The sequence below is a fragment of the Nucisporomicrobium flavum genome (assembly GCF_016464385.1).
Classification (GTDB): domain Bacteria; phylum Actinomycetota; class Actinomycetes; order Mycobacteriales; family Micromonosporaceae; genus Actinoplanes; species Actinoplanes flavus_A.
In genome coordinates this window covers 552,506-574,294 of the sequence record NZ_JADMLH010000001.1, presented here as the reverse complement: position 1 = coordinate 574,294, position 21,789 = coordinate 552,506, and the positions used below count along the sequence as shown (strand labels likewise).

Sequence of the window (21,789 nt, the reverse complement as noted above, 5' to 3'; positions counted from 1 at the left end):
GGGCGGCGGGCCGGTACCCGCCGCCCTTGCCGTTTCCGTGAAGGAGGTACGGATATGCGATGGCGGATGCTCGCCGCCGTGGCGGCCGGAATCATCGGCGTGTCGCCCGGGGTGGCGGTCGCCCGGGAAGCCGGTCCTGTTCCGGAACTGCAGCTGGAGCTGTACTCGCGGGGGATGCCGGCCGGTGCTTCCGCGGGCAAGGTGCTCGCCGCGAGGTACGGAGTCCGGACGGGTACCCCGCCACCGCGGGCGACCTTCCGGCTGGACGCCACCGCGGCCGCGCCCTGGCTGCGGATCACCACCGCCGAGCCGACGCCCGGCTGCACGCAGGACGAGGCGGTGCTCACCTGCACGCTGGACATCGCCAGCCCGGATTGGACCCGCAACGTCCTGCTGCTGCGGTACACCCCCGCGCCCGGCGCCGAGCCCGGCACGGAGGTGACGTTCGACGTCGATCTCACCGCTGACGGCGCCGTTCCCGTCGGGTACCGGCAGGGGTTCACGCTGACCGGTCCGCGGCCTGACATGTCCGCCGCTTTCGAGCACCTCGAGGGCGTCCGGCCGGGCAGCCGCGTGCCGCTGTACCCGCGCTTCGCCAACGTCGGCGATGATGCGGCGTCCGGGGTGCTGCTCCAGGCCACCCTGCCGTCGAAGCAACCGGCGCGCGACCGGTACCGCAACTGCTACTACAGCGGCGACCAGGTGCAGTGCCCGTTCCCGGAGTTCCGGCTGGCGCCCGGTGAACGCGCGGCGGTGAGCCGCTCGACCCCGCTGACGGCGTCCGTGCCGTCCTGGGTGCCGGGGTTGAGTCGGCAGGAGGTCGCCTGGACGGTCGACCCGATGCCGGCCGGTGTGCCGTTCGATCCGGGCGATGCCCGGCCCGGGAGCGGGCCGGAGCTGAGGCTCGACCGGCAGGCGACCACATTCGCCGACAGCCCGGACGCCGACTACCTCGACAACGGGGGCGTCTTCTATCTGCACACGACGTCGAACCCGGCCGACCTGAGCGCCGGGGCGGGGCGCGTCCGCGGCCGTACCGGCGACACCGTCACGATGAGCCTGCGGTTCACCAACCACGGGCCCGCCCAGGTGTCCGGCCCCGCGGGCGACGAGGTGCGCTGGAACGATCCGGCGTGGGCGAGCCTGACCGTCGACGTCCCGTCCGGCGTGGACGTGGTGTCGTCGGGCTGCTACGGCTACGTCGGGGACGTCCTCGGGCGCATTGAGCCGGGGCTGCCGCGGTACCGCTGCTTCATCGAGGACCCGAACGATCCGGGGACGATGGTCACGGTCGATCCGGGGACCACGGTCACGGTCGGGCTGCGCGTACGGCTGCGCTCCGACACGACGAGCGTCGGGCTGGTCACCGCCGCCGGGGGCGTCGACGACCCGCGGCCGGGCAACGACGCCGCCAGGATCGAGGTGTGGCCGGTACGGCCCGCGCCGGGTGACGACTCCGGGCAGGGTGGCGGCCTGCCGATCACGGGTACGCCGGCCGGCGTCCGAGCCGCTCTCGGTGGGGTGCTGGTGCTGGTGGGAGCTCTGCTGATCATCGGCGCGGCGCGCGTACGGAGCCGCCGCTGAGTCCGGGTCCGGGCACGCGACCCACGGCCGCGTGCCCGGGCGGCGTCACGACGACCGGTGCTCGACGTGCGCCTCCGGCCCGGGGAACACCAGCGCCTCGTGATCGCTGTCCAGCCAGCGCACCTGGTACGGCGGGCTGCCGTCCGGGTGCGGCACGCCGATGATGAGCCCGACGCGCTGCGGGTCGCCGACGTGGATGCCCTTCATGACCAGCCGGTCTCCGGTGTGGGCGTTCATGGTTCCTCCGGTCTCTTCGCTCTGTGCGACAGGGGACGGTTCCGGGCTCACCGGCGCACGGCCGGCTCGGACGACGGCGCCGGCTGGTCCACCGGCACGGGCAGCACCACGACCGGGCAGACGGCTTTGCGGATGCACTCCTCGCTGACCGAGCCCAGGACGGTGTGCCGGACGCGGCTGTGCCCGTGGCTGCCCAGCACCAGCAGGTTCGCCGTACGGGCGGCGGCGGTCAGCACGTCGGCCGGCCGGCCCTCGATGATCTCGCCGGCGACCGGCACGTGTGAGCCGTGCCGCGCGACCAGCGCCTTGACCTCGCGGTCGAGCAGGGCGGCGGCCTGATCGGCGGCCTCCCGCGGGCTGGTGGCGGCGATGGGGCCGTACTCCATGCCGTCCCAGGACCAGGCGACGACGGCCTGCACGGCACCGCCGCGCCCGGACGCCTCGGTGACCGCCCAGTCGAGGGCGCGACGGCCTCCCTCGGAGCCGTCGACCCCGGCGACGATGAGATGGGTGGCGCTCATGGCTGCTCCCTCCGGTGGGTCCATTGCGGCACTCTCATTCAGGCCCCGGGCGCCCGCCGGCGGGTAGGGCAGGCGGGCCCGCGGGCCCGGGACCTTTGTCCGTTGTGGTGGGCGGCGGGAACGAGGCCACCGTGGACCGGGACTTTGGACCCTGCCCGCCTCCGGCGCGCCCGCAGAGCATGGAGGGGGAGGAGGTGGCCGCCATGCTCCTGATCCTGGCGTTGACCGCGGCGCTGGTGGGCGCCTGCGCGTACACGGTGTGGCCACGGGACGACGCCGCCGAGGAGGCGGGAACCGCGGGCGCCACACCCGCACGCGAGCCGGTGACCCTCGAAGGGGCGCTGGTCACGCAGCTCGTGGCCGGGGAGATCAGCCGGCCGCAGTACGTGCGCGCCATGGAGAAGCTTGCCGCCCGCGACGACGCGCGCCATCCGCTGGCCGTACCGCCCGACAACGGCCCGGCCGCCGCCGGCGCCTGACCGCTGCCGGGCGCTGAGAGGAGACGGCGATGGTGGTGATCCTGGTTCTGGCGCTGATGGCGGCGCTGGTCGTCGGTTCCTCGTGGGCGGCCATCCTGGACTGGAAGCGCTCGACCGATGCGGACGAGGCGCGCGATCGGGCGGCGGTGATCGAGCCGCCGGCGCCGGCGGAGTCGCTGGAGGGCGTCCTCGTCCGGCAGGTGATCGCCCATGAGATCACGCCGCGGCAGTACCGCAACGCCATGCGCCGGCTCGCCGAGCGCGACACCGACCGGCATCCGCTTCCCGGCCTGCCGGGTGACGCACCGCCGGGCTGAGCGGCGTACCGGTCAGCCCGGCTCGTCCCCGTCCTTGGCCCACGGGACCAGCAGCACCGGGCAGCTCGCGTGGACGGCCACGTCCTGGCACACCGTGCCGAGCAGGAACGGGCTGCGCGCCGGTCCGCTACGGGTGCCGAGCACGAGCAGGCAGGCCCGGCGGGACATCGCGAGCAGCACGGTCGCCGGGTCGCCGACGGTCGTCCGTAGATCGACGTTCGCCAGGTCGACGTCCGTCAGGCCGGTGACGAAGGTCTGCAGACGCTCGCGCAGTTCCGCCCGGGCGTCGTCGAGCTTGCGGCGGCGCTCGTGGCTGCGGCGCAGGGCGACGGTGGGCAGCGTGGCCGGCCGGAGCGGCTCGCCCGCCACGTCCAGCACGTGCACGACCTGCAGGCCGGTGCCCAGCCGATCGGCGTGGGCCCCGGCCGTCGTGACGACCCGGGCGTCGTGGTCGTGACCGTCCACGCCGACCAGGACCGGGCCCGTCGCCCCGCGCCGGACAGATGTGAGATCCATGTCACCAGCGTGGGCGGCACCCGTCGGCCGGGACAGGTGCAAAGGTCCTTTGTCGCCGCCGGACTACCCGCGCTCCAGCGACAGCACGGTGTCGCGGATGTCGCGGATGATCGCGTCGACCTCGTCGATCTGGTCCTGGAGGCGCTGCCGCGGCTCGCCGGTGCCGACGCGGGCCGCCGCGCACTGCAGGGCGAGACCGTGGCGGAACAGCCGCTGGATGACCCGGTCCCGCAGGTCGGCGGCGAGGTGCTCGCGGTCCTCCAGCATCCGGAGGCGTTCGCTGTCGTGCCGCGCCTCGGCGAGCCGCAGGGCGAGCCCGGCCTGCCCGGCGGCGCCGGCGAGGATGTCGTGGTCCAGCTCGTCGAACGCGCCGTCGTCCGGGCTGCGCGACACCAGCAGCACGCCGACGAGCCGGCGGTCGGCGAGCATGGGCGCGGCCAGGCAGGCGCCGATCGCGGTGTCCCGGCGGGCCGGCCAGCCCTGCGGAAGGCGCGACCGGTCCCCGGCCACGGGCGCCGTCAGCTGCACGGCGTCGCCCACGATCGAGTCCTCGAGCCGGATGACCGTACCGGTGTAGCGGCCGTACATGCCGACACCCACCGCCACCCGCAGGGTCGTGTCGTCGTCGGCGGGTACGGCGGCGGCCGCCCCCGTCCCGCCCAGCGTCTCCTGGGCGCTGGTCACGAACTGCAGCAGCGCCACGTCCGGGTCGGCGTCCGCGAGCAGCGCGTTCGTGGCCTCCACCATGGCCGACTGCCAGGCCTGCCGGCGCCGCCCCTGTGCGAGCAGCGTGGCGTTCTCGATGGACACGCCGGCCGCGGCGGCGAGCGCCAGGACCAGCTCCTCGTCGTCGGCGGTGAAGGCCGCCCCGCCCTGCTTGTCGGTGAGGTACAGGTTGCCGAAGACGCGGTCGCCCACCCGGACCGGCACGCCGAGGAAGGAGGTCATCCGGGGGTGCCCGGCGGGGAACCCGACCGAGGCGGGGTGGCCGCAGATGTCGCGCAGGCGCACCGGCCGCGGGTCGTCGACCAGCAGGCCCAGCATGCCCTTGCCCTGCGGCAGGTGACCGATGCGCCGGGCGGTGTCCTCGTCGATCCCGGAGTGGATGAACCGGACCAGGCCGCCGTGCGACACCACGCCGAGGGCGGCGTACCGGGCCCGGACCAGGACCTTGGCGGCGTCCACGACGTGCCGCAGCACGTCGTCGAGATCGTCGGCGCGGGCGATCGCGAGGTACGCCCGGAGCAGCCCGCGCAGCCGTCCCTGGGTCGCCTGGACCTCGCGGGCGCTGGCGACGAGCCGTTCGAGGATCTCGTCGAACTCCAGCCGGGCCGCGTGGGGGAAGGACAGGTCGTCTGTGTCGCTCATCGGGCACGCTCCCCGCCTTGCCGCTGCGAGCTGCTGACCCCGCCCAGTCTCGCACCCATGGCCAGCGGGGTGAACTGCCGCAAATGGCGACATGGGTGAACCCGGTCAGCGCCGGGCGGCGATCACCACAGGGGACTGAGCAGGCCGAGGTGGCCGTCGAACCGCCGGTAGAGCACCGCGGCCCGGCCCGAGCCGACGCCGGTGAAGGCCAGGAACGCGGCCGCCGAGGCGTCCAGCGCAAGGGCCGCCTCCGGCAGGGTGAGGCCGGGCAGGCGGGAGGGTGCGTCCGCGACGGGTACGCCGTCGGGCGCGCTGCCCAGCAGGTCGGGCCGGTCGGCGGCCACCCTGTACCCGGCGGCGCCGGCCCGCGTGACGACGGCGTCCTGACCGCTGGCCTCGTCGGCGAACAGGTGGAAGTCATAGTCGCGCAGGTCCATGGTCAGCGCCGCGGCGCCGAGGGTCTGCGCCGCCGGGGGACAGGCCTTGTGCCGGGCGACGCGGCGCGCCTTCCCGCCGATCCGGACGACCGCCGGCAGTGCTCGTGCCGTCCGCAGGTCCCAGGCTTCGCCGGTGAAGGACGGCGGCCCCGCCTCGGCGGGCGTCAGGCGCTGCGCCAGCCGGTCGATGCGCGGGACGAGCGCCGCCACGGCTCCGTCGATCGCCGCCTCCACCGTGCCCGCGGACGCCTGACCGCGCACCATCCGGCCGGCGAGCTCCACGGTGAGCTGCGCCACTCCGACGGTCCCGCGGTCACCGCCGCGGTACTCCGCCAGCTTGAAGCGCAGGTGGCCGGCCCCGGTGCCCGCCAGCCCCGCCCCGGCGACGGCGTGACCCACGTACGCGATGTCCTGGGTGGTCACCGGCCCGCGGACCAGGATGTCCACGTCCTCGTCGGGCACGACGGCGGTTCTGAAGCCTGGCATCGGCAGCCCCCTTCGGGGGTCCACTCTGGGTGACCGATTGATCACCTACAAGGGGCCGAAAGTCCCGAACGCGCGGGGTCACCAACCGGGCGGGGCGCCGGGCGCGGCCGGAGCGGCGGGCGTCAGCACCACGAGCGGGCAGTACGTACGGCCGATCAGGCCGCGCACCGTGGAACCGATCGCTGCGGCGCCGCCGGAGCCGCGCGCCGCCAGCACGAGCAGCGAGGACGTGCGGCTGAGGTCGATCAGGGCGCGGACGGGTTCGTCGTCGTACAGGATCTCCCGCTCCGCGGCGTCCGCCCGGTCGGCCGGCAGGTGGTCGTAGAGCACCTGGGAGAGCAGATGATCGGCATCGGTCATCATCCGGTCGTGGCCGAGGCGGCGGGCACGCTCGGACGGCCGGCCGAGCCGCGTGCAGACGTGCACGGCCCGCAGCGGTACGCCGCGGCGGACCGCCTCGACGGCGGCGAACCCCAGGACCCGGCCCGGGTTGGCGTCGTCGTCGAGGGCCGCGACGACGGAGATCGCCGCCGAGCGGGGGGAGCGGCCGGGCACCAGGACGGCGTCGCCCGCGATCACCGGCCCGCCACAGTCCGGCCGGCGCGTGCGCAGCAGGTCGCGGACCGCGGCGGCGAGCTCGCCGGCGCGGACCGGCGGGGAGGCAGGAGACGTGTCCATCGCTCACCGTCCTTGTCCGCCGGCGGCCGTGTAGCAAGCATGGTCCGCCGCGGGGCCGGCACCCAGGGGCGATGGTCCGCGACCGGCCGCCGCCGCTGGACCCGCGGCGAAGGGCCGGGTGCCTCTGGGCGCGCCCGGGCCGGGACGCCCACGCTGGGCCTGGGGGAGGGGCGACGGCGATGCCCCTCCCGCGAGAAGGGCACTGCGATGAGAAGAACGTCCGGACGGGCAGTGGCCGCCCTCGCGGCGGCGGCCGTCCTGCTGAGCGGGTGCGGAGGCGGCGGCTCGCCGCGGTCGCCGGGGCCCGCGCCCGAGCCCACGATCACCACGCCGACCACCGCGACCGTCCCGCCCGCGACCGGCCGGGGTGGCACCTCCACCACGGCGCCGGCCCCGGCCCACTGGACGTCCGGGCCGGTCACCGTCCGGCACGATCCCGCCGTTCCGCCGGTCCCGGTCCTCACCGGTATCCGGTACGCGGCGCACTCCCAGGAGGGGTTCGACCGGATCGTCTTCGACATCGGCAACGCGCTGCCCGGCTACTCGGTGCGCTACGTGTCCGAGGTCCGCGCCGACCCCTCCGACCAGCCGGTACGCGTACCCGGCCGGCGCTTCCTGCTCGTCGTGCTCAACCCGGCGCAGGCGCACCGGGACGACGGCAGCGCCACGGTCTCCGGCACCCACACCACCGGCCTGCCGATGCTGAAGGGCTACGCCGTCGCCGGTGACTTCGAGGGCCACGTCTCCGTCGCCATCGGGCTCGACGACGTCGTCGGGTACCGCGTCGGCGAGCTGCCCGGCCGCATCTACCTCGACGTCGCCGCGTGACCCGCGCCGGCGCTCACCGACAAGGAGACCCGCGATGACCACACTGCGGACCGGCGGCGCCGGAACGCCGCGGACGCTGCCGCCGGACGCGCTGAGCGGGTGCGTCCGCTCGGCGACCCGCGCGCCGTCGCTGCACAACAGCCAGCCCTGGCTGTTCCGGATCACCGGGGACGCCGTGGAGGTGCACGCCGATCCCCGCCGGCGGCTGGACGCGCTCGACCCGGCCGGCCGGGAGCTGTTCATCAGCGTCGGCGCCGCGCTCTTCACGCTGCGCCTGGCGATCCGGCGGGAGGGTTTCCTGACGCACTGCACCCTGTTCCCCGACCCGGACGACGAGAACTTCGTGGCCCGCATCGCGATCGGCCGCCCGGCCGAGCCGAGCCCGGCGGTGGTGGCGCTCGCCGATGCCATCGCTCATCGGCACAGCAACCGCGGGCCGTTCACGGAGGTTCCCGTACCGGCGGTGGCGCTGGAGCTGCTGCGCGACGCCGCGGGACGCGAGGACGCGGTGCTCTCCGTCGCCGACGCCGCGACCCGGGACGCGATCGTCGCGTTGTCCCGGGCGGCTGACCGCAGCCTGCGCGCCCGGGGCGGCTACCGCGCCGCGACGATCCGCTCCGCCCGGCACGCCCGGCGCGACGGGACGCCGCACCTGCCCGTCGGGCCGTGGGACGCCCTGGAGTCCGTACCCACCCGCGACTTCGGGCTGCTCCCGGAGCAGCCGCCGGTGACCGGGGCGTTCGAGCCGTACCCGATGATCCTGGTGCTGGCGACGGCGGGCGACGACCGGCAGCACTGGGTGACCGCCGGGCAGGCGCTGCAACGGGTGCTGCTCGCCGCGACGTGGCAGAACCTGGCCACCACGCCGGTCAGCCAGCCGGTCGAGGTGCCGGCCGTGCGGCGGCGGCTCACCGCCGGCGCCGAGGGCCTGTGGGCCCAGATGGTCGTCCGGATCGGGTACGGCCGCCCGGCACCCGCCAGTCCCCGCCGCGACCTGTCCGAGGTGCTGATGCCGGACTGACCGGGCCGCGGTCAGCGGTGGACGGCGACGCCGATGCGCAGCGGGCGCGTCGGCGTCGCGGCGTGCTCGGCGCCGGCGAAGGCACCGCGCCGCCGGGCCGTCACGACGGCACCCGCCGCGGCCCAGACGGCCACCACGGCCAGGTGGGACCAGGCGATACCGGACCCGTCGCCGTCCGGGCGCGTCGCGGTCAGCAGCGACTGCATCAGATGCCGCAGCGGGAAGACGTCGCCGATGGTCCGCAGCCAGCCGGGCAGGGGCGCCTCACCGACGACGAAGATCTCCGAGACGAAGCACAGCGGCAGCAGCGTGCCCAGCGTGATCGCGGTGAGCGAGCGCAGCCGGGGGAGCGCGGCGGCCAGGGCCAGGCCGAGCGCGCAGAAGCAGGCCCCGCCGAGGACCACGGCGAGCAGGACGGCGGGCAGGCGTACGGGATCCAGCCGCACACCCTGCGCGACGACCGCCACCACGCTCAGCACGACGGCGCCCAGTACCCCGATGAGCAGGGCGCACAGTACCCGGCCGCCGAGGTACCAGCGCACGGGCAGCGGGGTGCCGCCGAGCCGTTTGAGCACGCCGTCGGCACGGGCCGCCGCCACGGACTCCGGGAGGTTCACGTAGCCGGCGAGGGCGGCCGCGTACGCGATCATGCCGGGCAGGAGGTACTGCGCCATGGTCAGCCCGTGCACCCGGGCGCTGCCGAACACGACCGGGAACAGCACGAGGATCAGCGCCGGGAACACCAGCGTGAAGAAGGTGGCCAGGGCGTCGCGGCGCATGCCGAGCAGCGCGAAGCGGGTCTGCCCCAGCAGCAGCGTCACGGCGGTGGGCCGAGCCGTCGTGGCGGCCGCGGACGGTTGCCGGAGGACCTCCGCGGGAGCAGGAGCGGCCGGCGGCGGACCTTTCCGGCCGTCTCCCGAGCCGCGGGGACTCCACCCGAAGCGCCACACCGCCACGGCCGCGCCCACGACCGTCCACAGCGCGAGGACGGCGAGATGGCCGGGGGAGAAGGCGTACCCGGAGCCGGGCTCGAAGGTGGCCGCGGCGGCGTCGGCGAAGTGCTTGAGCGGCAGGGCGGTGCCGATCGCGGACAGCCAGCCGGGCAGGTCGGCGCCGACGATGAACACGTCGGAGACGAAGGCCAGCGGGATGAGCAGGCCCTGCGCGGCCGTCTGGGCGGCGAGCACGGTCCGGGTGACCGACGTCAGCGCCATGCCGAGCGCGGCCAGGCACGCCGTACCGGCCAGCAGGGTCACCACCAGCGCCGGCAGCGTGCGCCACTGCAGCGTCACGCCGAAGGCCAGCACCCCGACCGCGCCGACGAGCAGGAACGACGCGAACGACGCGACCACCGAGGCCACCACCCGCGACACCAGCACCGACCACCGTGGCACCGGCGCCCCGCGCAGGCGCAGCAGCACGCCACTCTCGCGCAGGATCGCCGTGTCGATGGCCAGCACGCTGAACGACGCCTGGGCCACGCCGAACACCGCGAACGGGGCGACGAGGAACTGCACCACCCGTACGCCCTCCGGGGTGCGCTCGTCGCCCACCAGCGAGCCGATGATCACCAGGAACACCAGCGGGAAGGCCAGCGTGAAGAACGCCGCCATGGGGTTGCGGAAGAACGCCCGTACGGCGTGCCGGGACAGCGTCAGCGTGGGCCGCGGGCGGGCCGGCCGGTCATCGTCCATCGTGGGCCTCGCCGGTCAGCGCGAGGTAGGCGTCCTCCAGCGTCGGCGGCTCGACGGCCAGGCCGGGCAGGTCGAGGCCTGCGCCGACGGCCCACGTGGTGAGCCGCCACGTGTCGACCAGCGGGGAATGCGTTCGCACCCGGACCGTCGCGCCGTCGGCCTCGGCCGTGCCGGTCAGCCCCGGCAGCGCGGCGAGGTCCGTGCCGGCCGGCAGCTCGAACGTGATCACCGTCGGCAGCCGGCCCCGGGTCCGCAGGCCCTCCGGCGAGCTCAGCGCCACCAGCCGGCCGGCGACGATCACGGCGACCCGGTCGGCGAGGCGTTGCGCCTCCTCCAGGTAGTGCGTGGTGAGCAGGATCGTGGTGCCCAGCCCGCGCAGCCGCTCGATGAGCTCCCAGGCCCGGTGCCGCGCCGCGGGGTCGAAGCCGGTCGTCGGCTCGTCCAGGAAGAGCAGGTCCGGCGCGCCGGCCAGGCCCAGCGCCAGGTCGAGGCGGCGACGCTGGCCGCCGGAGAGCGCCTTGACGCGGACGTGGCGCTTGTCGGTGAGCTCGACCAGGTCGATGAGCTCGTCCGGGTCGTGCCGCCGCGGGTACAGCGAGGTCTGCAGGCGGACCAGCTCGCGGACGGTGAACTCCTCCTCGAAACCGGCCGCCTGCAGCACGATGCCGATCCGCTCCCGGTACGCCGTACCGCCGGTGGCCGGGTCGAAGCCGAGCACCGAGACGTCGCCGCCGTCGCGGTCCCGGTAGCCCTCGAGGATCTCCACGGTGGTGGTCTTCCCGGCGCCGTTGGGGCCGAGCAGCGCGAAGATCTCGCCCCGGCCGACCGTGAAGCTCAGCCCGTCGACGGCGCGGACGGGCCCGTACGCGCGGACCAGGCCCCGGACGGTGATCGCCGGCGCGTTCACCGTGGCTCCCCCTCCAGCTGGTGCAGCGGGACGACGGCGACCGGGCAGTGCGCCCCGGCCGCGACGACTCCCGGGACGTCGCCGGTGCGGACCCGCCCCACCACGCCGCGGCGTTTGTCGCCCACGACGAGGAGCCGGGCGCCCGAACCGGCCCGGATCAATGCGTCGGCCACGGTGCCGTGCAGGACGGCTCGCCGTACCGGCACCGCGGGATGGTCCGCGGCGAGCGGTTCCGTCTCGGTGGCCAGCAGGTCCAGCGCGGCCGGCTCGACGGCGAAGTGGGTGGACAGCGTCACGTCGTCGTAGAAGTAGTCGTCGTGGCTTGCCTCGGACACGTGCACGGCGGCCAGCGGGACGTGGTGCTCGTCGGCCTGAGCGAACCCGAACTCCAGGGCGGTGCGGCCGGCGGGGGAGCCGTCGACCCCGACGACGACGTGCCCGGCGAGCGGCGCCCGCGGGTCCGGCGGCGCCTGCGGGCGGATCACGACGACGGGGCAGTGGGCGTGCCGCAGCACCCGGCGGGCCGTCCGGCCGGTCCCGCCCGCGCCGATCGCGAGCAGCCGGGCGTCCGCCGACGCGCCGACCAGCGCCGTCGCCGGGTCGCCGCGGTGGAGGTGCAGGGCGGTCCGGTGCCCGCCGAGGCGGGTCTGGATGCCGGCGTACGCGTGGGCCAGGGCCGGGTCCGCCAGCTCCACCTCGGCCGCCGACGGCTCGGTCCCGGCCCGGCCCAGCGGCGAGTCCGGCGGGCACACGTGCACCAGCACGAGCCGGGCGCCGGTCCGTTCCGCCTCCTCGGCGGCCCAGGCCAGCGCCTGCCATCCACCGGCACCGCCGACGCCGGCGGCGATCGAGCCGATCATGGCCGTCCCCTGCGGGTGCCGTGCCGCGTGCGCGGCCCGATCGAGGGGTGTCACGGCGACCTCCGTCCGTCGGTCCTGCCCTCACCGTGCCGCTCGCCCCGGCGGCCGGGTCAGGGGCGAAGGTCCCGTCCCGCCGGGGTGGGGTGTCAGCCGCCGAGCAGGGCGAGATGCTGCTCGGACGCCGAGAGCAGCATCGTGTACAGCTGCTGGACGTCCGGCGCGGTCAGTCCCGCCGAGGCGGCCTTCAGCGCGGCGATGTCGTCGCGTTCGACCTGCCGTCCGGCCGTCCGGGCCGCCTCCGGGCTCGCGCCGCCCTGCGCCAGCAGCCGGTCGTACGCGGCCTGGACGGCGGGATCGGTGAACCTGCCGGCGGGCCGGCCCGCGGTCGGGTCCGTGAGGGCGTACCGCTGCAGCAGGGTGCGGACCGCGGTCAGGTGGTGGTTCTCGGACATGGCGAGGTGGGCGAAGGGTGCCGTCCCCTGGCGGCCGGCGAAGGTCGCGTACAGGTCATGCGCGAGCTTCTCCTCCTGCGCCATCGACTGCAGCGTCGTCTGCTGAGCCGCGGTGAGCGTGCCCTTCGCAGCCTGGACGCCGAACCCGGGGCAGGTGGCGGTGCCGCGACCCATTCCGTACCCGGATCCCATGCCCCTGCCCGAACCCATGCCCATGCCGGATCCCATGTGACCGGGGCCGGGGGCGGTGCTCGCCGGGCCCGGGGTGGCGAACGGGCCGGCGCCGGCCAGCGCCGGGGCCGCGGCCGCGAGCGCGCCCACGCCGAGCACGCCGGCCGCCACGACGGTGGCCGCGCGGTGGCTGATTCCCTTCATGGCTCCTCCTTGCTCGTACCGGACACCCTCACGGTCGCTCGCGGGCGTGGCCGCGGTGTGCAGCCGATGGGGAGACGGTGTGGAGGCCGGGACGGCTCAGCGCACCGTGTACGCGGTCCGCTCGCTCTCGTGGCACCGCCGGCACGTGTGGATCTGCGGCGTGGTGATCTCGTTCTCGTAGTAGAACCAGGGCCCCCACTCGTGCACCGTTCTCGCCTCGGTGGCGGCGCACCGCTCGCACCGCCGGCTCTGCTCGCACCGTGCGGGGGCGACGTAGGCGAACGGCGCCCACGTGTGCCGCGTCCGTTCCTCGCGCCGGCCGCACTCGTCGCAGACCCGTTCGGCCTCGCACCGCGGGCCGGGGTTCGACCACTGCCCGGTGTGCCGGCCCATCGCGCACAACGCGCTGCGCAGGATGCTCATCTCGGCTCCTTCCGCCGGTCCGCACCCGACGCTAGGCGGGTCGCCGGGCGGTCAGCAGGGCCGGAAGGTCCAAAGGCACGATCGGACCGGCCCGTCGCCGCTGGTGGCCGGGGTGCGCGCGGCGATGTACTGGAGGTGGTCGCCGGGCGGCCCGCCGGCGGCCGGTGGTGAGGGGAGGCGGCCATGGCGGTCGTACGGTTGGAGCATCTGACGAAGGTCTTTCCCGGCGGCACCACGGCTGTCGACGACCTGAGCCTCACGATCGCCGACGGCGAGTTCCTCGTGCTGGTCGGCCCGTCCGGATGCGGCAAGTCCACGGTGCTGCGGATGATCGCGGGGCTGGAGGACGTCAGCGCCGGCGAGGTGTTCATCGACGGGGACGCCGTGACCGGCTGGCCGCCGAAGCTGCGCGACATCGCGATGGTCTTCCAGAACTACGCGCTGTACCCGCACATGACGGTCCAGCAGAACATGGGCTTCGCGCTGAAACTGCGGCACGTCGACAAGGCCGAGGCGCAGCGGAAGGTGAACGACACGGCGGCCCTGCTCGGCCTGTCGGCGCTGCTCGAACGCAAGCCGGTGGCCCTGTCCGGCGGCCAGCGCCAGCGGGTGGCCATGGGCCGGGCGATGGTCCGCCAGCCGCGCGTCTTCCTGCTGGACGAGCCGCTGTCCAACCTGGACGCCAAGCTGCGCGTGTCGATGCGCGCCGAGCTGGCCCGGCTGCACCAGCGCTACCGCATCACCACGGTGTACGTCACCCACGACCAGGTCGAGGCGATGACGCTGGGCGACCGGATCGCGGTGCTCGACCGGGGCCGGCTGCAGCAGATCGGTACGCCCGACGAGCTCTACCGCGCGCCGGGGAACCGCTTCGTGGCCGGGTTCATGGGCTCACCGAGCATGAACTTCGCGACCGTGGCGGTGGGCGGCACCGGCGACCGGGTCACCGTGACCCTCGCCGGCCGGGAACTCGCCGTACCGGGAGTCCTGCTCCGCCGCCCCGGCCTGGCCCGGTACCGCGGCGCCACCGTGGTGATGGGGCTGCGCCCCGCGGCGTTCGCGGTCTGCGGGGCCGGCGACGAGGCGGCGCTCCCGGTCGTGCCGCTGGGCGTCGAGTCGCTCGGCGACGAGAAGCACGTGCTGTTCGAGGCGCCGGCGTGCTCCGGCTCCTCCGGCTCGTCCCGCGCGGACGACGTACCCGTCACCGTCGACGACGCGGCCGCCACCGAGCTCTGGACAGCCAAGGTCACCCAGCACGTCGACCTGGCCATCGGCCGGCCACTGACGCTGGCGCCCGACCTGACGGAGGCGTACTTCTTCGACCCGCTCAGCGGGCTGGCCGTCCCGGAAACGCCCGCCGAGGAGGCCGAGCCGCACCGGGCGGAGTCGGCCGCCGTGGGTTGAGACCGGATCACAGGAAGGACAGGGGCGATGAGACGGAGCGACGCCGGCGCGTTGATCGAGCACTGGACGCGCGCCGGGCTGATGAGCCCGGAACAGGCGCGGCGGCTGCGAGCCGACCTGCCCGCTCCGCCGCGGCGTGCCGGGCTGGTCGCCGAAGGCCTGGGTTACCTCGGCGGCGCGCTGGTGGCGGTCGCCGCGGGACTGGTCGCCGGGGAGTTCTGGGCCGAGCTGGGCCGGGTGGGCCGGCCCGTCGTCGTCGGGGCGATCGCCCTGCTGCTGGCCGGCGCCGGGGTGATGGTGCCGTCCTCGACGGGATCGGCGGCGCGGCTGCGGGCGGTGCTGTGGTCGGGCGCCTGTGGTGCGGTCCTCGGCACCGTCCTGCTGGCCGATGAGCTGGCCGGGTGGGGCGCGGAGACGGCTCTCGTGGTCGCCGCGGCCGGCGCGCTGCTGTGCGCGGCGGTGTTCTGGGCACTCTCGCGGCACCCGCTGCAGCACGCGACGGCGTTCGCAGCGGGTCTGCTCCTGGCCGCCGCGGTGGTGGGCCTGCTGCCGCATCCGGGCGTCCTGCCCGGTCTCGCGGTGTGGGCCGTCGGCGTGGCGTGGGGGCTCGCGGCCTGGGCCGGTGTGGTCCGTCCGCCCCTGCTGGGCCGGTGGTTCGGCGCACTCGCCGCGACCGGCGGAGCCGTCGCGATCGCCGGCGTGGGCTGGGGGTCCGCGCTCGCGGTGGCTACGGTGCTCGCGCTGGTCGCGGCGGCGGTCACGATCCGGGACACGGTCCTGCTCATCGTGGCCGCGGCGGGAGTGCTGCTCATCCTGCCGGCCGTCGTCGGGCTGTGGTTCCCCGGGATGGTGAGCGCGGCCATGGCGGTGCTGACGACCGGCCTGGTCCTCGTGGTGGCGGCGGTCCTGCAGGCCCGGCGCCAGAGCCGGGGCCCAGGCGGAGGTCGTTCGGCTCTACGGGTGGTCTCCCGCACGGCCCTAGCGTCGGGTGAGGATTCACGCCGAGCGGAAGGGAAGCGTTCATGAGACCGCGTGGGAAAGGCATGCTGGCGGTTCTGGTGTCGTGCGGGCTGGTCGCCGTCCCGGCGGCTCCCGCGGCGGCGGCGGTCGGGACGTACCGGACCGTCGACCTCGGCATCTCCGGGGCGGCGCAGGCGATCAACGACCGGGGGCAGGTCGTCGGGTACGGCGTGTTCACGCCCGGCAGCTTCCACCCGTTCCTGCGCGACCACGGCCGGACGATCGACCTCGGGGTGCTCGACCGGGGCGAGTTCGAGCACGGCAGCGCCACGGACATCAACAACCGGGGGCAGGTCGTCGGGAACAGCGTGGTCAACGCCGATGACGAGGAGCACCCCGCCCAGCACGCCTTCCTGTGGCAGCGGGGCCGCCTGACCGACCTGGGCACGCTCGGCGGGCGCTCGAGCCGCGCCACCGCCATCAACGACCGCGGGCAGGTCGTCGGCTACAGCGACACCGGCACGGCGGCGGGCGTCCACGGGTTCCTGTGGCAGCGCGGCCGGATGCGGGACCTGGGCATGCGGATGGCGTTCGACATCAACAACCGGGGAGAGGTGGTGGGCACGAGCATGTTCGGCACCTCCGCCGATCACGCCGCCCTGTGGCGCAGGGGGAAGCTCGTCAACCTCGACACCGGACCGGTCGAGTGGACCATGGCGGTCGCCATCAACGATCGCGGATGGATCGCCGGGCACAACGAGTCGCTGATCCCGGCCCATGCCTTCCTGTGGCGCGCCGGCGTGATCACCGATCTGGGCAACCTGGGCGCCGACAACACCGGGGTCGTCGACCTCAACAACCGCGGGCAGGTGCTCGGATACAGCGAGCTGCCCCGGCCGGGCGCGGCCCACGCGTTCATCTGGGAGCGCGGGCGGATGAAAGACCTGGCCCCGTACGGCCTCCCGGAGTATCCGATGATCAACGGCTTCAACGACCGGGCGCAGATCGCCGGCTACGAGTACGCGGACGTCGGGACCTCGGCGGTCGTCTACCGGCCGATCCGGACCGGTTCGCGGGCGCCGACCGGGTCGAGGTAGCGCCCGCCCGGCTCGGCGACCGGGCAGCCGAGCCGGTCCAGCCGGTAGCGCATCGGCACGGCCGTCGGGATGTCGAGCCGCTCGACCTCGGCGGGCGCCATGCCCTCCAGGTGCATCACGAACGCCCGCAGGCTGTTGCCATGCCCCACGACCAGCGGTGTCCCGCCGGCCAGCACTTCGGGGTACAGCACGTCGGACCAGTACGGCAGCTGCCGCGCCCGGACGTCGGCGAGGCTCTCCGTACGGGGCCGGGCCTGCGCGGGGAGGGCGGCGTAGCGGGCGTCGGCGTACATCGCGGCGGCGTCGTCCTCGCTCATCGGCGGCGGCGCGACGGCGTACGAGCGGTGCCATGCGCGGAACTCAGCGGCGCCGGCCTCCGCGGCGACGGCGCGTTTGTCGCGGCCGGTGAGCGCGCCGTAGTGCCGCTCGTTGAGCCGCCACGACCGGTGCACCGGCACCCACCCGCGGCCCAGTTCGTGCATCACGAGCTCCGCGGTCGCGATCGAGCGCCGCAGCAGGGAGGTGTGCACGCTGGTCGGGCGTACGCCCAGGGCACGCAGCGCCGCCGCGGCGCCACGGGCCTGGTCGGCTCCGAGGTCGCTGAGCGGCGCGTCGGACCACCCGGTGAAGACGTCGGCCGCGTTGCTCACGCTCTGCCCGTGCCGGAGCAGCAGCAGGGCGCCGGCACCCCCGGTCCGCGTCATCCGCCCACCTCCCGTCAGTACGGTAGGTGACGGCCTCAGCCCGCGCGCCGGGACCCCGCGCCGGCACCTTCCCGGGGCGGGCCGGCGAAGAAGGCGACCAGCTCGCGCGGGGTGCCGGCGTCGAAGATGAGCTCGAGGCCATGGGCGGTCGCCTCCGCGGCGGCGTGTGCGCGGGCGAACATCGCGGTCTCGTACTGCGCCAGCGCGGCCTCGGTGTCGCCGCCGTGCCTGATCAACGCGAGCGCCAGCTCGGCACCGTCCAGCATCGCGAGGTTCGCGCCCTCGCCGGCGTACGGCGGCATCACGTGCGCGGCGTCCCCGGCGAGCGTCACCCCGGGCACCCGTTCCCAGCGGTGGCCGGGCGGCAGGCCGAAGATCCTGCGCGGAGTGATGGTGTCGTCGCAATGGCGGATGAGGTCCGTCAGGTCGCCGGACCAGTCGGCGAACGGTGCCAGCAGGGCGGCGCGGGCCGCGGCCGGGTCGGACCAGTCGACGCCGCCGGTCTCCACCCAGTCCTGTGGTACGCGCAGCGAGACGCCGAGCTCGATGCGGCTGCCGCCGTGCCCGAGCAGCGCCTTGTGATCGGAGAGCGCGAAGATCATGCCAGGACCCACGATCCCGGCGAGCCGGGGGTGGGCCGCGGGGTCGGCGATCGTGATCTCGACGTGCGTGATCCCGCTGTACCGCGGGGTGGCCGGTGACACCAGCCGGCGCACCTTCGACCACGTGCCGTCGGCCCCGACGAGCAGGTCCGCGGTGGCCCGGCCGCCGTCGGCGAAGGTGAGCTCGCTCCGGCCGCCGGGTGCCGCGGCGACGGCGGTGACCTTGTGGCCCCACCGGATGCTGCCGGGTGCGAGCGAGTCGATGAGCAGGTCGCGCAGCACCGTACGGTCGATCTCCGGGCGCCCGTTGTCACCGCCGGCGTCGAGGTGGACGTGCGCGGCCTTGTCGAGGACGCGGACGTGCTCACCCCGCGGGTGCGTGTGGCGGCGGAATTCCTCGTACAGGCCGGCCTCCCGCAGGGCGACCTGCCCGGACTCCTCGTGGATGTCGAGGGATCCGCCCTGCCGGCGGGCGTTCCGCCCGGCGTCCGACTCGTGGACGGTCGACGCGATGCCGTGGGCCTGCAGGATGCGGGCCAGGACCAGGCCGGACAGGCCGGCGCCCACGATGGCGATGTGCTGCGGCTGCGTCATGCCCCGACGCTAGCACGAACATGTTCGTTACGTACATGTTCGTGTGACGTCATGGCGCGCCGGCCCGGGACGCGTCGCGGAAACGGCCGGGCGGCAGGCCGAACTCGCGACGGAAGGCCGCGGCGAACGCGAACCCGGTGGCATACCCGACCCGGCGGGCGACCGTCGCCAGCGGCGCGTCGGTCTCCCGCAGCAGCCGCGCTGACCCTGGGCCGGGCGCGCCGGAGCACGCTGGTGGTCGACGGGGGACGCCCGGCCAACCGGGTGGCGGCGGGCATCGGCGGTCTGCTCGGCCACGATCGGCGGTCCCCGGCGGAATACTACGAGGCGGCGTCGGCGGAACTGGCGGCGTACCCGTCGGTCACGGTCCGAAGGGGAGAGATCGTGGACGGTACGCGGGATCCGGGCGGCCGCTTCGGCGTGACGACGGGCGACGGGCGCCGCGAGCGGGCACGCACGGTGCTCACCAACGGCGGCGGGCACCTGAGCGATGCGCAGCGCGACCAGCTGGCCGCCGGGGGCGTGGCGCTGGACGAGCGGCCGGTCGCCGCCCTCGACGGCCCGGGTACGCGGCTGCGGTCCGTACGCTTCGCCGACGGCGGCACGCTGCCGATCGAGGCGCTGCTGGTGAAGACGTACCTGTCCAGCGCTCGTCGCTGGCCCGGAACCTCGGCGCCACGGTGACGGAACCCGACGAGATGCTCGGCGTCGAGGCCATCCGGGTGGACCCGGCGCAGCGGACCGGCGTCCCGGGCCTCTACGCGGCCGGGGACGCGGCGGCCACGGTACCGCCGTCGACGGCCGCCGCCGTGGCCTCCGGCTACCTGGCCGGCGCGAGTGCGGCGGTGGGGCTGGCCGCAGGCTACTGACGCGTCACCGCAGCAGGTCGGGGCGGTGCACGGGGCTGCGGCCGGGCGGCTGGGCCGGCGGCGCACCCGCGTCCGGTGCGGCCGGGATGGGGCGGGACACGGGGGCCCGCGTCGTGACGGTCAGCGGCTCGCCGTGGTGGCGCAGCTCGAGGCGGGCGTCGTCGTGGCGGTTGCGCAGCGAGTAGACGGCCTCGTGCGGGCGTACGGTCACGTGCAGCCGCAGCCCGCGCCACAGCAGGGAGAACGCGAGCCGGTCGATCCGCGACGGGAGGCGCGGCGCGAAGGACAGCTCCCCGTGGTGGTCGCGCATGCCGCCCAGGCCGGCGACGAGCGCGAGCCACGCGCCGGCCAGGGAGGCGATGTGCAGGCCGTCGCGGGTGTTGTGGTGCAGGTCCGCCAGGTCCATCAGCGCGGCCTCGCCGAGGTAGTCGTGCGCCAGCTCCAGATGGCCGACCTCGGCGGCCAGGATCGCCTGGCTGCAGGCCGACAGCGAGGAATCGCGGACCGTACGGGGCTCGTAGTACGCGAAGTTGCGCGTCTTCTCCCCGGCGCTGAACGCGTCGCCGCACCAGTGCATCGCGAGCACCAGGTCCGCCTGTTTGACCACCTGGCTGCGGTACAGGTCGAGGTACGGGAAGTGCAGCAGCAACGGGTACAGGTCCGGGGTGGTGCCGGCGAAGTCCCACTCCCTGCGCAGCGTGAAGCCGCGCACCTGGGCGTGGACGCCGAGCTGCTCGTCGTACGGGATGCTCATGGCCGCGGCGGCGGCGCGCCAGGTGGCCACCTCGTCGGTGGTCACGCCGAGCATCCGCGACCGATCGGGATGACGTGCCACCACGTCGGCGGCCGCCGTCAGGTTCCGCCGCGCCATGAGGTTCGTGTAGATGTTGTCGTCCGCGACGGCGGTGTACTCGTCCGGGCCGGTGACCCCGTCGAGGTGGAACGCGCCGTGCCGGTCGTGGTGGCCGAACGACGCCCACAGCCGCGCGGTCTCCACGAGCAGGTCGACGCCGACGTCGCGTTCGAACGCCTCGTCGCCGGTCGCGTTCACGTAGCGCACCACGGCGTCGGCGATGTCCGCGCCGAGGTGCACGGCCGCCGTGCCGGCCGGCCAGTAGCCGGAGCACTCGTGTCCGCGGATCGTGCGCCACGGGAACGCCGCGCCGGCCCAGCCGAGCGTCTCGGCCCGCTCCCGCGCCAGGTCCAGCGTGGCGTGCCGCCAGCGCAGCGCCTCGGCGACCGCGCCCGGCTGCAGGTACGTCAGCACCGGCAGCACGAAGCGTTCGGTGTCCCAGAACACGTGCCCGTCGTACCCGGGACCGGTCAGCCCCTTGGCCGCGATCGGGCGCCGCTGGGCCCGCGCCCCGGCCTGCAGCACCTGGAACATGGCGAACCGGACCGCCTGCTGCACCTCGGCGTCGCCGTCCAGCTCGATGTCCGCCGCGTCCCAGAAGGTGTCCAGGTACGCCCGCTGTGCGGCGACCAGCCCGTCCCAACCGTCGATGAGCGCGCCCTCGAGCGCGGCGGCCACCTGGTCGCGCAGTGCCGCCACCGAGCGCCGGCTCGACGCGCCGTACGCCACCAGCTTCACGACGGTCAGCCGCTGCCCGGGCTCCAGCCGGCAGACCGTCGTCGTACGGGCCAGGTCGGGGTACGCCTCGCTGCTGCACCGTACGCCGGGCGGCCCGGTCACGACGTGCTCCATGGCGGCGGCCAGGCGCAGCCCGCTCTCGCGCGTCACGTGCACGAGCACCGCGCCGGTGTCGGTGGCGTGCCCCGCCTCGGCCACGAGCGGCGCCTCGAGCACGGCCGCCACCCGCGGGTCCTTCGCCGGTCCGGGCATCGTCTCGTTGGCGACCAGCTCCGACTGGACGATCACCCGGATCGGCGCGTCCACGGGCTGCACCTCGTACCGGATGGCGGCGACCGACCGCTGGGCGAACGACACCAGGCGGGTGGAGCCCACCCGGACGGCACGGCCGGCACCGGACTCCCATTCGACCTCGCGGTGCAGCAGCCCAGCGCGCAGGTCGAGCACCCGCTCGTGCCGGTGCAGCCGCCCGTCCCTGACGTCGAACGGCTCGTCGTCGACGAGCAGCCGGATCACCTTGCCGTCGGTCACGTTGACGATCGTCTGACCGGACTCGGGATAGCTGTAGCCGGCCTCGGCGTACGGCAGCGGCCGCAGTTCGTAGAACGAGTTGAGGTAGGAGCCGGGCAGCGCGTGCGGGTCGCCCTCGTCGAGGTTGGCCCGCAGCCCGATGTGCCCGTTCGACAGGGCGAAGATCGACTCGGACCGCGCCAGCGCCTGCTTGTCGAGGTACGTCTCCCGGACGTGCCACGGCTCGACCGGGTATGCCGGATGCCGGATCACCT

24 protein-coding genes and 1 pseudogene are annotated in these 21,789 nt (G+C 75.0%); 10 read left to right on the top strand and 15 right to left on the bottom strand.

Going from position 1 to position 21,789, the window contains the following annotated elements; translation table 11 throughout:
* Positions 1–54: 54 nt before the first annotated feature.
* Positions 55–1,584: a hypothetical protein gene (locus tag IT780_RS02735; protein WP_199509743.1), complete on the top strand. Its 1,530-nt coding sequence runs from the start codon at positions 55–57 to the stop codon at positions 1,582–1,584.
* Positions 1,585–1,629: 45 nt separating this feature from the next.
* Here IT780_RS02735 and IT780_RS02730 read toward each other — a convergent pair whose 3' ends face one another.
* Positions 1,630–1,821: a DUF1918 domain-containing protein gene (locus tag IT780_RS02730; protein WP_199509742.1), complete on the bottom strand. Its 192-nt coding sequence runs from the start codon at positions 1,819–1,821 to the stop codon at positions 1,630–1,632.
* A gap of 47 nt (positions 1,822–1,868) precedes the next feature.
* Positions 1,869–2,342 carry a universal stress protein gene (locus IT780_RS02725; protein WP_199509741.1) on the bottom strand — a complete coding sequence of 158 codons (474 nt, stop codon included), beginning with the start codon at positions 2,340–2,342 and terminating at the stop codon, positions 1,869–1,871.
* A 203-nt stretch (positions 2,343–2,545) separates the two neighbouring features.
* Between IT780_RS02725 and IT780_RS02720 the strand changes: the two genes are divergently transcribed.
* Positions 2,546–2,821 (top strand): hypothetical protein, encoded by a 276-nt coding sequence (locus tag IT780_RS02720; protein ID WP_199509740.1) that lies wholly within the window; start codon positions 2,546–2,548, stop codon positions 2,819–2,821.
* A gap of 29 nt (positions 2,822–2,850) precedes the next feature.
* The gene (locus IT780_RS02715; RefSeq protein ID WP_199509739.1) at positions 2,851–3,138 is read left to right on the top strand and encodes a hypothetical protein; all 288 of its coding nucleotides are present in this window, start codon (positions 2,851–2,853) and stop codon (positions 3,136–3,138) included.
* A 12-nt stretch (positions 3,139–3,150) separates the two neighbouring features.
* On the opposite strand, the gene IT780_RS02710 is transcribed toward IT780_RS02715, so the two are convergent.
* The 4 genes from IT780_RS02710 to IT780_RS02695 form a co-directional block, all read right to left on the bottom strand.
* A complete protein-coding gene (locus tag IT780_RS02710) occupies positions 3,151–3,654 on the bottom strand; it encodes a universal stress protein (RefSeq protein WP_199509738.1) in 504 nt (167 codons plus the stop codon).
* A gap of 63 nt (positions 3,655–3,717) precedes the next feature.
* The gene (locus tag IT780_RS02705; RefSeq protein ID WP_199509737.1) at positions 3,718–5,022 is read right to left on the bottom strand and encodes a GAF domain-containing protein; all 1,305 of its coding nucleotides are present in this window, start codon (positions 5,020–5,022) and stop codon (positions 3,718–3,720) included.
* A 122-nt stretch (positions 5,023–5,144) separates the two neighbouring features.
* The gene (locus IT780_RS02700; RefSeq protein WP_199509736.1) at positions 5,145–5,945 is read right to left on the bottom strand and encodes a sigma 54 modulation/S30EA ribosomal C-terminal domain-containing protein; all 801 of its coding nucleotides are present in this window, start codon (positions 5,943–5,945) and stop codon (positions 5,145–5,147) included.
* A gap of 78 nt (positions 5,946–6,023) precedes the next feature.
* A complete protein-coding gene (locus tag IT780_RS02695) occupies positions 6,024–6,623 on the bottom strand; it encodes a universal stress protein (protein WP_199509735.1) in 600 nt (199 codons plus the stop codon).
* A 207-nt stretch (positions 6,624–6,830) separates the two neighbouring features.
* Between IT780_RS02695 and IT780_RS02690 the strand changes: the two genes are divergently transcribed.
* Together IT780_RS02690 and IT780_RS02685 are read left to right on the top strand one after the other, a co-directional pair.
* Positions 6,831–7,451: an AMIN-like domain-containing (lipo)protein gene (locus IT780_RS02690; protein WP_199509734.1), complete on the top strand. Its 621-nt coding sequence runs from the start codon at positions 6,831–6,833 to the stop codon at positions 7,449–7,451.
* Positions 7,452–7,485: 34 nt separating this feature from the next.
* Positions 7,486–8,472 carry an Acg family FMN-binding oxidoreductase gene (locus tag IT780_RS02685; protein WP_199509733.1) on the top strand — a complete coding sequence of 329 codons (987 nt, stop codon included), beginning with the start codon at positions 7,486–7,488 and terminating at the stop codon, positions 8,470–8,472.
* A gap of 11 nt (positions 8,473–8,483) precedes the next feature.
* Here IT780_RS02685 and IT780_RS02680 read toward each other — a convergent pair whose 3' ends face one another.
* From IT780_RS02680 to IT780_RS02660, 5 genes are all read right to left on the bottom strand, one after another.
* Positions 8,484–10,166, bottom strand: a complete 1,683-nt coding sequence (locus tag IT780_RS02680; protein ID WP_199509732.1) for an ABC transporter permease — start codon at positions 10,164–10,166, stop codon at positions 8,484–8,486.
* Entirely contained in the window at positions 10,156–11,073 is a 918-nt protein-coding gene (locus tag IT780_RS02675; RefSeq protein WP_199509731.1) for an ABC transporter ATP-binding protein, read from the bottom strand. Before IT780_RS02675 ends, IT780_RS02680 begins: the two co-directional genes overlap by 11 nt.
* Positions 11,070–11,987 (bottom strand): universal stress protein, encoded by a 918-nt coding sequence (locus tag IT780_RS02670; RefSeq protein ID WP_199509730.1) that lies wholly within the window; start codon positions 11,985–11,987, stop codon positions 11,070–11,072. Before IT780_RS02670 ends, IT780_RS02675 begins: the two co-directional genes overlap by 4 nt.
* A 92-nt stretch (positions 11,988–12,079) precedes the next feature.
* Positions 12,080–12,760, bottom strand: a complete 681-nt coding sequence (locus tag IT780_RS02665) for a DUF2202 domain-containing protein (protein ID WP_199509729.1) — start codon at positions 12,758–12,760, stop codon at positions 12,080–12,082.
* Positions 12,761–12,856: 96 nt separating this feature from the next.
* Positions 12,857–13,183 (bottom strand): hypothetical protein, encoded by a 327-nt coding sequence (locus tag IT780_RS02660; protein ID WP_199509728.1) that lies wholly within the window; start codon positions 13,181–13,183, stop codon positions 12,857–12,859.
* Positions 13,184–13,366: 183 nt separating this feature from the next.
* Here IT780_RS02660 and IT780_RS41510 point away from each other — a divergent pair, with 183 nt between their 5' ends.
* From IT780_RS41510 to IT780_RS02645, 3 genes are read left to right on the top strand one after another with little or no spacing between them, the layout of a single operon-like run.
* Complete coding sequence (locus IT780_RS41510) at positions 13,367–14,587, top strand: ABC transporter ATP-binding protein (RefSeq protein WP_199509727.1); 1,221 nt, start codon at positions 13,367–13,369, stop codon at positions 14,585–14,587.
* 27 nt (positions 14,588–14,614) lie between these two features.
* Positions 14,615–15,613, top strand: a complete 999-nt coding sequence (locus IT780_RS02650) for a DUF2157 domain-containing protein (RefSeq protein WP_199509726.1) — start codon at positions 14,615–14,617, stop codon at positions 15,611–15,613.
* Entirely contained in the window at positions 15,610–16,644 is a 1,035-nt protein-coding gene (locus IT780_RS02645; protein ID WP_199509725.1) for a hypothetical protein, read from the top strand. Before IT780_RS02650 ends, IT780_RS02645 begins: the two co-directional genes overlap by 4 nt.
* On the opposite strand, the gene IT780_RS02640 is transcribed toward IT780_RS02645, so the two are convergent.
* From IT780_RS02640 to IT780_RS41500, 3 genes and pseudogenes are all read right to left on the bottom strand, one after another.
* Positions 16,596–17,348 carry a 2,3-bisphosphoglycerate-dependent phosphoglycerate mutase gene (locus tag IT780_RS02640; RefSeq protein ID WP_199509724.1) on the bottom strand — a complete coding sequence of 251 codons (753 nt, stop codon included), beginning with the start codon at positions 17,346–17,348 and terminating at the stop codon, positions 16,596–16,598. The two genes, IT780_RS02645 and IT780_RS02640, sit on opposite strands and share 49 nt — an antisense overlap.
* Before the next feature lie 35 nt (positions 17,349–17,383).
* Positions 17,384–18,544, bottom strand: coding sequence for an FAD-dependent oxidoreductase (locus tag IT780_RS02635; RefSeq protein ID WP_199509723.1), 1,161 nt, complete (start codon positions 18,542–18,544; stop codon positions 17,384–17,386).
* Positions 18,545–18,593: 49 nt separating this feature from the next.
* Positions 18,594–18,749, bottom strand: a pseudogene (locus IT780_RS41500) (helix-turn-helix domain-containing protein); the annotation flags it as partial.
* A 29-nt stretch (positions 18,750–18,778) separates the two neighbouring features.
* Between IT780_RS41500 and IT780_RS02625 the strand changes: the two are divergent.
* Both IT780_RS02625 and IT780_RS02620 read left to right on the top strand, forming a co-directional pair.
* The gene (locus tag IT780_RS02625; protein ID WP_199509722.1) at positions 18,779–19,228 is read left to right on the top strand and encodes a hypothetical protein; all 450 of its coding nucleotides are present in this window, start codon (positions 18,779–18,781) and stop codon (positions 19,226–19,228) included.
* Positions 19,225–19,413, top strand: a complete 189-nt coding sequence (locus tag IT780_RS02620) for a hypothetical protein (protein WP_199509721.1) — start codon at positions 19,225–19,227, stop codon at positions 19,411–19,413. Before IT780_RS02625 ends, IT780_RS02620 begins: the two co-directional genes overlap by 4 nt.
* Positions 19,414–19,417: 4 nt before the next feature.
* Here IT780_RS02620 and IT780_RS02615 read toward each other — a convergent pair whose 3' ends face one another.
* Complete coding sequence (locus tag IT780_RS02615; RefSeq protein WP_199509720.1) at positions 19,418–21,787, bottom strand: glycoside hydrolase family 65 protein; 2,370 nt, start codon at positions 21,785–21,787, stop codon at positions 19,418–19,420.
* Positions 21,788–21,789: the final 2 nt, after the last annotated feature.

Bases quoted from the DNA above. Each gene is read 5' to 3' on its own strand.
- IT780_RS02735 (WP_199509743.1), top strand. From the start codon at position 55: ATGCGATGGCGGATGCTCGCCGCCGTGGCGGCCGGAATCATCGGCGTG.
- IT780_RS02730 (WP_199509742.1), bottom strand. From the start codon at position 1,821: ATGAACGCCCACACCGGAGACCGGCTGGTCATGAAGGGCATCCACGTC.
- IT780_RS02725 (WP_199509741.1), bottom strand. From the start codon at position 2,342: ATGAGCGCCACCCATCTCATCGTCGCCGGGGTCGACGGCTCCGAGGGA.
- IT780_RS02720 (WP_199509740.1), top strand. From the start codon at position 2,546: ATGCTCCTGATCCTGGCGTTGACCGCGGCGCTGGTGGGCGCCTGCGCG.
- IT780_RS02715 (WP_199509739.1), top strand. From the start codon at position 2,851: ATGGTGGTGATCCTGGTTCTGGCGCTGATGGCGGCGCTGGTCGTCGGT.
- IT780_RS02710 (WP_199509738.1), bottom strand. From the start codon at position 3,654: ATGGATCTCACATCTGTCCGGCGCGGGGCGACGGGCCCGGTCCTGGTC.
- IT780_RS02705 (WP_199509737.1), bottom strand. From the start codon at position 5,022: ATGAGCGACACAGACGACCTGTCCTTCCCCCACGCGGCCCGGCTGGAG.
- IT780_RS02700 (WP_199509736.1), bottom strand. From the start codon at position 5,945: ATGCCAGGCTTCAGAACCGCCGTCGTGCCCGACGAGGACGTGGACATC.
- IT780_RS02695 (WP_199509735.1), bottom strand. From the start codon at position 6,623: ATGGACACGTCTCCTGCCTCCCCGCCGGTCCGCGCCGGCGAGCTCGCC.
- IT780_RS02690 (WP_199509734.1), top strand. From the start codon at position 6,831: ATGAGAAGAACGTCCGGACGGGCAGTGGCCGCCCTCGCGGCGGCGGCC.
- IT780_RS02685 (WP_199509733.1), top strand. From the start codon at position 7,486: ATGACCACACTGCGGACCGGCGGCGCCGGAACGCCGCGGACGCTGCCG.
- IT780_RS02680 (WP_199509732.1), bottom strand. From the start codon at position 10,166: ATGGACGATGACCGGCCGGCCCGCCCGCGGCCCACGCTGACGCTGTCC.
- IT780_RS02665 (WP_199509729.1), bottom strand. From the start codon at position 12,760: ATGAAGGGAATCAGCCACCGCGCGGCCACCGTCGTGGCGGCCGGCGTG.
- IT780_RS02660 (WP_199509728.1), bottom strand. From the start codon at position 13,183: ATGAGCATCCTGCGCAGCGCGTTGTGCGCGATGGGCCGGCACACCGGG.
- IT780_RS41510 (WP_199509727.1), top strand. From the start codon at position 13,367: ATGGCGGTCGTACGGTTGGAGCATCTGACGAAGGTCTTTCCCGGCGGC.
- IT780_RS02650 (WP_199509726.1), top strand. From the start codon at position 14,615: ATGAGACGGAGCGACGCCGGCGCGTTGATCGAGCACTGGACGCGCGCC.
- IT780_RS02645 (WP_199509725.1), top strand. From the start codon at position 15,610: ATGAGACCGCGTGGGAAAGGCATGCTGGCGGTTCTGGTGTCGTGCGGG.
- IT780_RS02640 (WP_199509724.1), bottom strand. From the start codon at position 17,348: ATGACGCGGACCGGGGGTGCCGGCGCCCTGCTGCTGCTCCGGCACGGG.
- IT780_RS02635 (WP_199509723.1), bottom strand. From the start codon at position 18,544: ATGACGCAGCCGCAGCACATCGCCATCGTGGGCGCCGGCCTGTCCGGC.